Source organism: Brakhagea baltica, assembly GCF_052161605.1.
Lineage (GTDB): Bacteria > Planctomycetota > Planctomycetia > Pirellulales > Pirellulaceae > JBKCUI01.
Genome location: NZ_CP197409.1, coordinates 369,653 through 381,682 on the forward strand (window position 1 = coordinate 369,653; position 12,030 = coordinate 381,682).

Annotated in this window: 10 protein-coding genes; 7 read left to right on the forward strand and 3 right to left on the reverse strand. The window is 54.2% G+C overall.

Translation table 11 applies throughout. The features are described 5' to 3' along the window. Positions 1-40: 40 nt before the first annotated feature. The 6 genes from SH449x_RS01510 (at position 41) to ispD (ending at position 8,251) form a co-directional block, all read left to right on the forward strand. A complete protein-coding gene (locus SH449x_RS01510; RefSeq protein WP_482379550.1) occupies positions 41-3,778 on the forward strand; it encodes a hypothetical protein in 3,738 nt (1,245 codons plus the stop codon). Positions 3,779-4,199: 421 nt separating this feature from the next. Further along, entirely contained in the window at positions 4,200-4,418 is a 219-nt protein-coding gene (locus tag SH449x_RS01515; RefSeq protein WP_482379551.1) for a hypothetical protein, read from the forward strand. Between the two features lie 105 nt (positions 4,419-4,523). Further along, entirely contained in the window at positions 4,524-5,351 is an 828-nt protein-coding gene (locus tag SH449x_RS01520; RefSeq protein ID WP_482379552.1) for an MlaE family ABC transporter permease, read from the forward strand. Next, entirely contained in the window at positions 5,348-6,247 is a 900-nt protein-coding gene (locus SH449x_RS01525; protein ID WP_482379553.1) for an ABC transporter ATP-binding protein, read from the forward strand. Before SH449x_RS01520 ends, SH449x_RS01525 begins: the two co-directional genes overlap by 4 nt. 14 nt (positions 6,248-6,261) lie before the next feature. Next, entirely contained in the window at positions 6,262-7,503 is a 1,242-nt protein-coding gene (locus tag SH449x_RS01530) for an MlaD family protein (RefSeq protein ID WP_482379554.1), read from the forward strand. Between the two features lie 37 nt (positions 7,504-7,540). After that, positions 7,541-8,251: a 2-C-methyl-D-erythritol 4-phosphate cytidylyltransferase gene (gene ispD / locus SH449x_RS01535; RefSeq protein ID WP_482379555.1), complete on the forward strand. Its 711-nt coding sequence runs from the start codon at positions 7,541-7,543 to the stop codon at positions 8,249-8,251. 131 nt (positions 8,252-8,382) lie between these two features. On the opposite strand, the gene gluQRS is transcribed toward ispD, so the two are convergent. Genes gluQRS through SH449x_RS01550 form a run of 3 tightly spaced genes read right to left on the reverse strand, consistent with a single transcriptional unit; the run spans position 8,383 to position 11,015 of the window. Beyond that, positions 8,383-9,345: a tRNA glutamyl-Q(34) synthetase GluQRS gene (gene gluQRS / locus SH449x_RS01540; RefSeq protein ID WP_482379556.1), complete on the reverse strand. Its 963-nt coding sequence runs from the start codon at positions 9,343-9,345 to the stop codon at positions 8,383-8,385. 18 nt (positions 9,346-9,363) lie between these two features. Then, a complete protein-coding gene (locus tag SH449x_RS01545) occupies positions 9,364-10,383 on the reverse strand; it encodes a GHMP family kinase ATP-binding protein (protein ID WP_482379557.1) in 1,020 nt (339 codons plus the stop codon). A 56-nt stretch (positions 10,384-10,439) separates the two neighbouring features. After that, positions 10,440-11,015, reverse strand: a complete 576-nt coding sequence (locus SH449x_RS01550; RefSeq protein ID WP_482379558.1) for a DUF2760 domain-containing protein — start codon at positions 11,013-11,015, stop codon at positions 10,440-10,442. Positions 11,016-11,168: 153 nt separating this feature from the next. Here SH449x_RS01550 and SH449x_RS01555 point away from each other — a divergent pair, with 153 nt between their 5' ends. Continuing rightward, positions 11,169-12,029, forward strand: a complete 861-nt coding sequence (locus SH449x_RS01555) for a hypothetical protein (RefSeq protein WP_482379559.1) — start codon at positions 11,169-11,171, stop codon at positions 12,027-12,029. Position 12,030: the final 1 nt, after the last annotated feature.

Here is a 12,030-nt window from a genome sequence, read left to right on the forward strand (position 1 = left end):
ATACTATCGCCCCATCTCGAGGGGTATAGGAGCCCCGAAAATGCCCCGAATCCTTGTCTCCCGCATTTTCTTTGCGGTCCAGGTGCCCTTGTTCGCAACGGTCACCCTCTGCTTGCTGGCTGAAAAATCCGCCTCCGCAGCACCGCAGATTGCTGGCAAACTGAGCTCCTTCGTAAAGGGGCACGGAAAGCCACCTGCAACCCAAAAGGATCCCGCTCTAGAGGGCCTGGCTGCGAACGTAGATTGGCTCGAACACCACTTGAATCAATGGGGAAGTGTCACGGCCAAATCTCCGGACGTTTGGGGAGAAGCCCGCCTGACGCAGTTCCGGGTGGAAATCGAAAAACAACTCAAAGCACAGCTGGGTAATTTCAAAGAAGAACGACTTTCCGGAGTCAGTTTCGTGAGCGATGTCGCATCTTTGCAGACCGCATTGGCTTTCGAGACAGGCATGGGAGAGTCGGGTAGCTTTTCTGCTCCGAACACCTCCGCAGGTGCCGCCGCCATTCGGAACGGAACGCCAACCGTAAGCATTAACCAATCGATCGGTAATACAACCAGTCCCCTGCTCGGCACCAACACCAATCCGGCACCCTTCTTTCGACTCTTCGAAGCGAACCAAGTGCAATTGGAACAGACCCAAGTCCTGGACAACCTAAATCGGTACCTCAACCACATCGGGCAACTGCGCCGCATCAACGAGGGGGATGACACCTCTGACGCGCCCGGCTACTCTCTCAACTTGGTGCGAATTCCGGTTTCATTGTTACCAGGTACATTGAGCCAACAAGGCTATGGAGCCGAGATAACCGTCACGGCAAATCCCTATCTCGGGCCAGAACTCTTGCCGATGGTCTACCGGGATTTAGTTACCAACGATCTTGTCGACCAGCTCTCCATCCCGCTGACACGCTTCTTCAACAGCGATCCGAATCGGACCGACAGGATCATGCAAGCGGTCAAGGCGTACTACGAAATGCCTGAACTGCTCGCTCGGTTCAATCGCGAATACTTGTTCAAGCCACTACTGCTTCCTCCCGATGTGGACAAGGTCATCAAGCAATTGCCCGACCTGCAATTTTTTAGCGGTGGTATCCTACAACGCCCCATCCAGTTCGACCCGCAGGAACTCTTTGAACTGAATCTCGAGATTGAGAAGATTTCGCAAGCTGTGGCCGCTGTACTGAAAGCGGAAGCCGAACAGCTGCTGCTGGCAAGCTGCTTGGAGAGTCCAGCAACCTCCCTCGCACTTTCTTCCGACGCGGGAACCGTCGAGGGCTCACAAACGACCTCGACCGATCTCCAGATGGTACCTGCCTCGAAAGCACTCGAATTCGTGGGAGACATCGAACGGAGACTAGGTTCGAGATTAATGGACACCCGAGCCACCATCGATGAAGCTTCCGTGAGAAGCAGCCTAACAGCCGGAAGCAGCCTAACAGCCGGAAGCAGCCTGCCAGCCGGAAGCAGCCTGCCAGCCGGAAGCAGCCTGCCAGCCGGAAGCAGCTTGCCGGCCAAAAGCAGCCTGCCAGCAACGGCGATGTACAGCAATGGTGCTGGTGACAGGGAGATCAGGCTTCGCGTGGTGGCCGACTCCTCTGCTGCTAATATCGAGCAAGTGGTCTCGAGCAAATTCTCGCTCCCGGCTCTTGAGCAGATTAGGAACTATACCGAGGCGATGAAGTTCCTTTCGACCGTGAACTCGATTTCGTTCGGTGCGTCCGGGAATCGTCGTTCCAAGCTTCCGTTCCCTCCCACGCAACTGGTCGATGTCTACAGCGAAGAGCTGATGGCTCAGCTAGCCGTAGAAGCATGGCAGGGCTTTCGCGAAGATCTGCCTAACAAGCGAGTTGTGCAGGTCATGGACGCCAAAGCATTCCTTCGGGAAGAGCTCGGTGCTGCTGTAGAGCTCGTTTACGCGGACGGGATGTTTACATGGTGGGACCGTGAGTCAACGGGCGAGCGGTATCTTTACCATCTGATTCGAACGCGACAATCGCAGACTCTCGCAGCCTATCGGCAAGAGTTTTTGGATCATATCGCTTCTCAAGGCAAATCTCGTTTGACTGCCATTCTCGCGTGGAGCGTCTTCGTCGAGTCGATCCTACTGAATGAACGACTCAACGATGACGTAAGAGAAACCGCTGGAACGCGACCAACCTGCCGTTGCGGATTTTCCTGGCAAGCCTACTTTGGCCCCAATCCTTCCGTCGAGGCTAGGCAGCAGTTCGCGGATTACATTCGCTGTCGTTGGCCGATTCGGGTCTTTGCCTTGGACCCAGTAAACGAGCAGCAATCGATTGGCGAAGCATCACAGGTCTATCGTCAAATGCAGCTCGCCGTCGCCTTGGCCGTTTCGGGGGGAGAGATCGGCTTGGGGGCCGCCATGGACATGATGCGTCGACTGCAACGAGATGCTGCTACGGTGGGGCTGAATCGTACTGCGATTGCGTTCGGTCATGGAGAGAACACCTTTGGTTGGCGATTCGAGCCTCGATTTCAAACGCCACCGGTCGAGGGTAATGCTCGCACTTTGTTTCGAGACCTTGTCGGAGGGGGCCCCACAGATCGCCAGCTCGAACGATCCCAGAAAATTGAGCCGGGTATGCGGGAGTGTACCGCCATTGTGCTCATGCCTTCGTTTGTACCGCACATCACCTTGGAAACGCGCGGTAACTGGTACAAATTGGTTCGCCCCGGTCACGCGGGGACCAGCATTCAAGACGATGTGAAGATGAGCCGAGCGATCAAGCAGATGCAGGATCAAGCTCTTGAGTGCATTCGATGTGCCCATCTTTATCGTGACGGCGAGGTGGATCGCGTCTTGAGTCGTGTGCAACAGCTCGAGCAACGGCTGCCTATGCAGTCGATCTCTTGCCAGGTTCCGATCGAAAACGTTAAGGGTGGTTTCGAAATCTTCAGTGGGGGAACGCGAGAATTGGCCCCCGAGCTGTCTGGTTGGTTTGGTTCACCCGGCTATAGTCCCACGAGAGGGGGAACATTCTTCTTGGCGGGAGACAACTTTAGCATTCGTGAGACGAGCATTTTGGCGGGCAATCACCGTCTTCAAGAGGACACCGAATTCAATCTGATTTCAAGGCAAATTGTTTGGGTCAAGCTGCCACCGAACCTGCCGATTTTGAGGGATTCGCTTTTGAAGAATCCCAATGCGTTCGAGCCGAGTCGTGCACCAAAGATCGGGTTCAACAACGACCTCGAATACGATATTGAATACGAGGGCTATGTCGATGTTCATGTCGCGACCCCTTACGGAGCGAGTGGTCATCTGCTCATTCCGGTTATTCATGAGCCGAAGCGACGGGGCGCGTCCCAATGGTTCTCGGTAACCAGCCAGCGTCTCGACGGATCGATGACACTGAAGAAAGTCCGAAATGCGACCGTCTTTGATCAGTTAACGCTCGAGTCACCTATGGCTTTGAACATATCTGTCGGCCAGCAAGTTGCGTTGGGAGGTGTGTCTCGTCCCATTCGAATGTATTTGGAGCGAGGTGAGGATAAGCTCGGAGCGGTCCTTTTCAAGTCCCCCATCCCAGCGGTCGATGGGAGTGAGTTAACGGTTCCACTTGAAGCTCTTCTGGATTCCGCCAGCAAAGGGGATTGGAAGAAGCAGTTGGAGTCGTACGTGAATTGGCTGATATCTGCCAATCAGCTGCCAGATCGGGAGCTCATCTTTGAAGGTCGCTTTACGATAGAGATTGAGAAGAAGGAAGTCCCCATCGACGGCACCATCAGCGTCCGTGTGACCTGGAGCGAATAGCCACCTCGTAGAGCTAATCGGTTCGTTTAACCGCGTGGGCATCGCCCCGCGCTGATGTCTCCAGGGGATTAGCGGTATGATTTCCATACCAACGGTTAATTATTTTATGTCGAAAGATGTAGGTCGAAAAAATAATAGCGTAAGGCCGCAAGGCGTACGGTGTCTGGCAATGCGCAGCGAGCCCGAAAGTCGCCTTCGGCGACGAAATCCGAAACAACCGTGTGAGGGAGATAACTGGGTAGAATAATGGTCGGTGAGGGCGCTGTAGCCCTACCGGAGGGCTTGCGCCCTTTCCGCTACTATTGGCTTCGCTGCGCGAACGTTTTCCATCTGCTGGCCTCTCTGAATCTGCTGGAGATCTGGCTGCTACCCCCTCAAACCGCGTTGGCATCGCCCCGCGCTGATGTCTCCAGGGACGGGCATGCGGAAATCCCGCTGGCTTGCACAGCGGATCGTTAGGCTTCTCGCTAAAGAAACGCACGCCCGCCCCCCCTCGAATCCCGCCGACTTGATCGGCGGATCATTAGGTTTCCGGCTCGCTGGGCAGGTCCGGCTAAACAAGGCGTACGCTGCCGGGCATCGCGTTGCGAGCCCGGAAGTCGCAAGCGGCGGAAATGCTAGCACACACTCGGCTTGCTAGCGTCAAAATCGGCACAATCGGCAAACTCGACTCAAGCTGCGCGTCTTAACTGCCGATCCTTCTTGTATGGCAACGGAAGGTGGCTATTCAAAATTTCGATCGAAGGTGCCCAAAGGCATCGAGAAAATCGCTATCGCATGGGGTAGCGTGGTCGTTTCTGGCTTGACCGTGGTTGGCGATATTACCCTTTTCGCCCTGCAAATGTTTCGCTGGATGTTTACGGCCCGGCCCAAAAAAGACACCCTGCTCCCCAGCTTCTATTCCGTGGGTGTCCTGAGTCTACCAGTCGTCGCACTAACCGGCACCTTCATCGGCATGGTGCTAGCAATTCATAGCTACGACCAATTTAAGAGCATCGGTCTGGAAACGCGACTGGGCGCCGTCATCAATAAATCCTTGGTAAGAGAGCTAGGCCCGGTGCTCGCCGCGACCATGCTGGCCGGTCGGGTTGGTAGTGCTATGGCGGCGATCATCGGAACCATGCGGGTCACCGAGCAAATCGATGCCCTCATCAGCATGGGGGCGAACCCCATCCATTATCTGGTCGTCCCGAGATTTCTCGCGTGCGTACTGCTGATTCCGGCATTGACCATCATGGCCGACTTTATGGGGATCGTCGGAGGCTACTTTCACAGCGTGATTGTGCTGGGGATCGATCACGCTCAATATCTACGAAACAGTCGCGATTTCGTGAACGGATTTGATCTATTCTCGGGCATATTCAAAAGCATTGTGTTCGGTGCGATCATTGCCATCGTGAGTTGCTACCACGGTTTCCATTGCTTGCCTGGAGCGGATGGAGTGGGACGTGCAGCCACAACGGCATTCGTTCAAAGTTTCGTCATGATCCTAGCTTTGGATATCGTTCTGAATCTTCTATTAAACGGCCTGGAGTACGCACTTTGGCCGGGAGGTTCGAAGTTATTCGGATGAACGCGAGCCTACTGGAACAAGTTCTCGATGAACCAGACCCAACGCCATCGGCTCTGGTTGAGACTCAGCATTTGACTCTCCGTTTTGGAAAGCAAACGATTCTCAACGATATCTCGATTGCCATTCCTAAAGGCCAAACGCTGGCCATCATCGGCGAGAGTGGCTGTGGCAAAACCATGCTGCTGAAAACGATCGTCGGCCTGGTACCGCCAACCACTGGCAAGGTCATTTTTGATAACAAAAATATAGGCACGCTCAACGATGCCGACATGACGGCATTACGAAAACGATTCGGATTCGTTTTCCAGAACGCGGCTCTGTTTGACAGCATGTCGATCGAGCAAAACATCGCGTTTCCGCTCAATCAACATGGTATCCCCAAAGGCAAGAGCAAACAGAACCTCATACGGGAGCGGCTGAACGAAGTCGGGCTGCCCACCAATGTATTGCCGAAAAAGCCTTCGCAACTTTCTGGTGGGATGCGAAAACGGGTCGGTCTCGCGCGGGCTTTGATTCTCGAGCCAGATCTGCTCCTTTACGATGAACCGACGACCGGGTTGGATCCGATCATGAGTGACGTGATCAATGAGCTTATCATCCGAACACGCAAACGTTACGAAGTCACGAGCATTGTGATTACACACGACATGCATTCCGCAAGAAAGATCGCAGACCGCATCATCATGCTTTATCCGTTTGCGAGACTGCAACCCGGTGAGTCGCAGATATTGTTTGATGGTACCCCCAGCCAACTCGACTCAGTGCGAGACCGACGAGTCAAGCAGTTCGTAGCCGGTGAGGCTGGCGAGCGACTGATGGAAATGCTGGCGGATAAAGGCCGAGGGGATCTGGATTCGCTACGACATTATCCCGAGCCACCCAAGGACGCATCCTAGGTTACGAGGCAATCATGGAAGATAGCAACTATCGTTTTGGTGTCGGTGTACTGGTTCTCGCGGCTTGTATTATCTGCGTTCTATTGATCGCGTTCTTTGGCCGTGGGCCTTCTCTTTGGGAGGAGCGCTATCGCGTAAGTATTAACTTCCCTCGAACACCTAAGGTCACCGTGGATACACCAGTTCGCAAGAATGGAGTCACGATCGGCCGCGTTGCAAGCGTGTTCCTTCGGCCTGGCAGCGGGGGTGTCGATTTGACACTCGAAATCAAAAGTGAGTATCAGCTCAAGAAAGAGGAGCTCCCCATTATTACGATGGGATCGCTTATCACTGGAGACTCGATTGTCGAATTCGTCGCGCCCACACAAGCGTCGATGTTGGCCCGATTCGATGGGATCACAGGCACGGCACGGGATGGCATGCTGGACGAGGCGGAACAACGCGTCTCCCAAGAACTGCTAGCTGCCGGAGATTACTTGTCTGGCGGCGAGGTTGCCAAAGATCCGTTCGAAGCCCTAGCCAGCGTTGGGCCTGCTTTCGAACGCTTTGATCAGATTGCGGCGATTCTACAAGAGTCGATCGACAGCGGTACAGGACCTATTAAAAACATGGCCGACTCGGTTCAAACCACCTTGAACAACATCAGCGACACCTCGTCGACCATCAATCGCGTGGCAAAACAGGTCGAGGACGCGCGTGTTGCGGATGCTATTTCTCGCAGCATTGCTTTACTGCCTCAACTATTCACCGAGGCTCAAACGACGCTACAACAAACGCAGCGCACACTCCGAGGCATCGAAACCTTTAGCAATAGCCTAGAGGGCATCGGCAAGGATTTTGAAGGTATTGGGCTATCGGTACAAGAAGCTGTCGCCAACGCGAATCGAGCCATTGAAAACATCGCTGAGATCACCGAACCAGTCAAAGAAAACAGTGAGATGCTGGTCGAGCGAGCTACCACGTTGCTCGCCAACCTCGATGTCCTTTCCACCGATCTGCGAAGATTTGCGACTCGACTCAACAACGGCAACGGTACGATCAAACAGTTGATCGATGACGACCGGCTTTACTTCCAAGCTATCGAGACGATGCGGAACATCGAAACGGCATCCGCAAACGTTCGACAAATCGCATCTCGCTTGCAACCGATCGTTGACGATGCCCGGGTTTTCGCCGACAAAGTCGCGCGGGATCCAGGCCAGCTCGGTGTGCGAGGTGCACTCAGTGGACGATCTCTTGGAACGGGACTAAAGTAACCAACACGGCCCTATTCTCGTACAATAGTAGACACCAATGCGACGTGACGTTTCCATCATCTTGGCAGCAGCGGGTAAGAGCACGCGGTTTCGCGATCCTTACATGAAGAAAGTCTTCACCCTCTGTTCGGGCAAGCCTGTGTGGCAGCATAGCGCACAAATGTTTTCCGATCATCCGAGGGTCGCCCAAATTATTATGGCGATCTCTCCTGAAGACAAAGAGATGGTCCAAGAAAAGTTTTCGGGCACACTTACCATGCTGGGGGTCGAGTTAGTTCTCGGTGGTCGCGAGCGATTCGAAAGTATCAAGAATGCGCTCGAAAAAGTGAATGATGCCGTGCGACTCGTGGCGGTACACGATGCGGCTCGGCCGTGTTTGACCCGTAGCGCCTTTGATTCTGTACTCGGTGCCGCCGATGAGAAAGGTGCCGCACTTCTCGGATCACCTATTCGGGCTACCGTGAAACGTTGTGATCCGAATGGAAAAGTGCTGGAAACGGTTTCTCGCGACGGACTTTGGCAAGCGCAGACACCACAAGTGTTCCGCACCGAATTGATCAAAAAAGCCTATGCCAACATTGGGGGTAGCCCGACCGATGATGCTCAGCTGGTCGAATCGCTCGGGATTCCTGTCCACTGTGTTGAGGGGTCAGAATCCAATATCAAAATCACCACCAAGGAAGATCTTAAGGTCGCAGAGGGCTTCTTAAAAGCACCGCAGCGCAGAAAGGACAATCCCTTCTTCTAAGACACTTTTCGATGATCGCCCTTTAAACAACGCGTGCCACCCACTACCGAGCCACGCTATCGCGGGCTGCCCCTCCCCAAACGCAGTTTGGAGAGGGTGAAATTGGTGGCGTTCAGCGAAAAGTGTTGCTCCTAGGGGACAGACTCTCGCCAGATGAATGGTTCTGCGGGAATGCGTGGTAGCCACCCAGGGGTGCCGCGTACTTGTTCCAGAATTTGTTGGGCTGTCATCGGTCTGTCCTGACGCGTGATTCCCAAGCTTGAGGCTAACGCACCTAGAAGTGTCTCAGGGGGCGTCCCACGGTCGCGATAGGAACTCAGCCGCGTGTCTCCATGCCGCTTTGCCAATCGGCGCCCATCCAGTCCGACGACTAAGGGGACATGAATCCACTGAGGAGCTCGCCAGCCCAACGCCTCGTAGATTGCCAATTGCCTGTAAGTGCTATAAATCAGATCATTACCTCGAACCACGCAACTGATTTCGGCGTCGTGATCATCGACCACCACCGCTAATTGATAGGCCACGGGCCCATAGTTTCTTGCGACCACGAAGTCTCCCAAGGCTCTAGAAGGAATCAATTCCTGTTTCCCGGCCAAGAGATCCACCCAGTCCACCAAGCTATCCTTTGTGAAGCGAAATCGCCACGCGTATTTAAGCCCCTGCGAGTCGAATCGCGCTGCATCCGAAACTTGGTACCTAGCGCAGCTGCCGGGATAGACGACACCGTCCAGAAACGACTCGTGGGGAGCGCTGGCAGCCTCGTCGATTTCGCTTCGTGAGCAAGTACACGGATAAACAAGCTCTCGTTGTTTTAAGTACTCCAGTACTTCGGTGTACCTTTTCCATTTGTCAGATTGTCTGACAAAGCCGAGATCATGCCCGTCCGAGTCCCAATCCAGTCCGAGCCATTCGAGGTCGGTAAAGATTTGATTCTCTGCACCGGTTTTGGTTCGTGGCGTATCGAGATCCTCAATTCGAAGAAGGAGTTTTCCGTTCTGCGATCGAGCATGAAGCCAAGCGACGAGATAGGTACGCGCGTTTCCGAGATGTTGAGCACCGGTGGGGCTGGGAGCGAGTCTGCCAATGTAACTCATGGTCGGTGCATCTAGTGGTTATTGTATGGTTGCCAAACCGTTTTGAACGGTCGCGACATCGGTGTTGGCATGAGGAAAAAACTCGTTCACCTTTGTCGTCAACCACTTCGCGTGTTCAGCATCTTTGGTAACCGCCAGAACCGTCGGACCCCAACTGCTTTGCGCGACGCCAAAACAGCCGAGACGAGCCAGTGCGTCGACGACCTGACCAATCTCCTTGGTTCGGTAGACTCCACCTTGTCCCGCAGCGAAAACTTGACCTGCATAGTATCCGTATAAGCCAACAGAGCGATCCCAGAGATCCCAATCTTCTGCGAGAACGGAAGGGACGATCTCGGATTCGATCAGTTCCAACATGCGGCTCCGATTAGGATTGGGAACAGACGCACATTCTGCGAACATCTTTTGCTCGGCAGATCCGGAGTCGCCGGCGTTCGTTGAAGCTCGGATGAGTATGAGCCGCCAATCTTGCGGGAACGGGTATCGCACCGTTCGATTCGCTTTTTGTGCGTCTTGGCCGTAATCGACAATAAAGCCTCCCTCTAGAAATCCTTGGAGGCCGACACATGAGCGAGCTCCGCGTCCCGTCAAATGCCGGAGGTGCTCTATGTTGGAGATCCCACGTCCGGCAGCGGCTTCTAGCAGAGCCACCACTGCACAAGCAACCTGAGTACCCGAGCCCAGCCCGCAGTGTGCCGGCGCTTGTTTCAGAAGCACTATCTGTCGCAATGGAACCCGCCCCAACTCATGGACCAGCAGCCAGCGTTTGCACAGTTCTTGGATCCGAGGCTTCCAGTAATCATCTGCTACGATAACGACATCCGATGGATCGGCAGCTGCCGCGATTGAGTCGGGAAATGTGATTCCCTCCAGTCGAGTGACTGGGCTGGCCGCCATGAGCCCAATACCACCAAAGAGATTGGGTTGCGCAGGGCAAATCTCCAGCAATCCTAAGTGCAACCTCGATCCTGTCTCGACCGAGAGAGATTTGCCGTAGACTTGATTCACCGATTCAAAAGCCATTGGGTCAAAAGCCATTGGGATTGTGCCTGCGAAGAGGCTCGCGGGTTCCGTTGGTGCTGGAGTCCTAACGGCTAGGTTTCGATTTCCGCAGCGGCCAGAACCAGTGCGTCGTCCCGGCTTCCGTTCCACTTTGGAATCTCCAATTTTGCAGCCATCCACCCGGCATGGACGATTACGCCACGCGGTGCTTTGGCACCCAGGAGTTTCCAGCGAACGGGAGATAGAGGTTCGATTAGGTCGACCGAATCCCCCTCTTTGGCAAGGAGTAGGGGCTTGATCTCAAGCATTTTGTCAAGAGATTTCCGCGCGTCCCGAAGAACGTCTCGAGCTGCCGCGCCGATTTGTGCATCGGTGTACATGTCGAGGGATTCATGGATAAGATCCAGCAGTCTCGCTTCTCTTTGCAGCGTACTCAGGAGAGTCAATGCCTCACTACGGCCACTGGTAGCACCGCTCTGAGCTGCATTCGTCGGCGCGGCTGTGGTTTTAGGCTGTGTTTCGGAGCGATTGACGCCGGTGACTGGGAGTTTGCCTTTTTCATGGCTGGGCTTAACGTCCGTTTTCGCCAACGCCTCGGCCACTCTCTGGGCGGTAGCCGGATTGGCCAACGTTGAAAAAAAGGCTTTTAATGCAAGGAACAAACGCATATCACAACTCGAAACGGTACGAGGAGAAATCGATTTTCCGTCAGTATAGCTTTGTTCTCGCAAATGTTGCAGGTGCGATTCTTATCCCGCTTCTGCTATACTGGTGCGAAAATGAACGAAAGGAATATTTTTACGAGGCAAGCACGAGGCGAAATGTTCGATCCCACAGCCAAACGGACCGATACACCTAAAGCTACTGATCCGGGAAGCCTTCAAAACATCAGTATCAACCAACGAATCGCCCGAACCAGGCGGCTCGGAGAGGTTCTGTTTCAGACGCCAGGTGCGTGGAGCGATCGAGATCAAAAGCAGAAGCGGATTGCGGATAAAGTGCTTTCACGGTCCAAAGTGATGCGTGGTGCAAACTTTCAAAAGATCTCGCGGGACGATCTGGAGCTCATGGCTTACTCGTACGACGAGCTGTTTCTGGACGGGCTCGCACTGCCCATTGCAGAATCCTATGGACTGTCGTTTCGTTTGAGTTCGCGAATGACTCGAGCGGGAGGGAAAACGACCCGCACCATCTATCCGGGATCGGCGGGCAAGCCGGCCCGAGTGCACTTTGAGATTGCCATTTCTACTTCGTTGCTATTCCAATCCTTTCGGCCTGGGGATGGAGCCATCCGCGTGTGTGGTTACGATTGCTGCGACCGGCTAACCGCCATGCAAAGAATCGTGGAGCACGAGCTTCTCCACCTCTGCGAAATGTTGGTGTGGAACCAAAGCGACTGCGCTGCAAATCGCTTTCAATCGATCGCCCGCAACATGTTCAGGCACACAGAATTTCGACACGAATTAGTAACGCAGCAAGAACGGGCTGCTAAGCAATTTAACGTTAAACCTGGGAACCGGGTCGCGTTTCGCTATCAAGGGAAAGTTCTGGTTGGTGTCGTCAATCGCATTACACGCCGGGCGACCATTCTGGTGGAGGATCCACGCGGCGAGCGATTCACCAACGGTAAAACGTACGTCAAGTATTACGTTCCTATCCACGCACTCAAGCCGATCGCCTAAA

Excerpts from the sequence above, each read along its gene's own strand:
- SH449x_RS01510 (WP_482379550.1), top strand. The coding sequence starts at position 41 with ATGCCCCGAATCCTTGTCTCCCGCATTTTCTTTGCGGTCCAGGTGCCC.
- SH449x_RS01515 (WP_482379551.1), top strand. The coding sequence starts at position 4,200 with ATGCGGAAATCCCGCTGGCTTGCACAGCGGATCGTTAGGCTTCTCGCT.
- SH449x_RS01525 (WP_482379553.1), top strand. The coding sequence starts at position 5,348 with ATGAACGCGAGCCTACTGGAACAAGTTCTCGATGAACCAGACCCAACG.
- SH449x_RS01530 (WP_482379554.1), top strand. The coding sequence starts at position 6,262 with ATGGAAGATAGCAACTATCGTTTTGGTGTCGGTGTACTGGTTCTCGCG.
- ispD (WP_482379555.1), top strand. The coding sequence starts at position 7,541 with ATGCGACGTGACGTTTCCATCATCTTGGCAGCAGCGGGTAAGAGCACG.
- gluQRS (WP_482379556.1), bottom strand. The coding sequence starts at position 9,345 with ATGAGTTACATTGGCAGACTCGCTCCCAGCCCCACCGGTGCTCAACAT.
- SH449x_RS01545 (WP_482379557.1), bottom strand. The coding sequence starts at position 10,383 with ATGGCTTTTGACCCAATGGCTTTTGAATCGGTGAATCAAGTCTACGGC.
- SH449x_RS01550 (WP_482379558.1), bottom strand. The coding sequence starts at position 11,015 with ATGCGTTTGTTCCTTGCATTAAAAGCCTTTTTTTCAACGTTGGCCAAT.
- SH449x_RS01555 (WP_482379559.1), top strand. The coding sequence starts at position 11,169 with ATGTTCGATCCCACAGCCAAACGGACCGATACACCTAAAGCTACTGAT.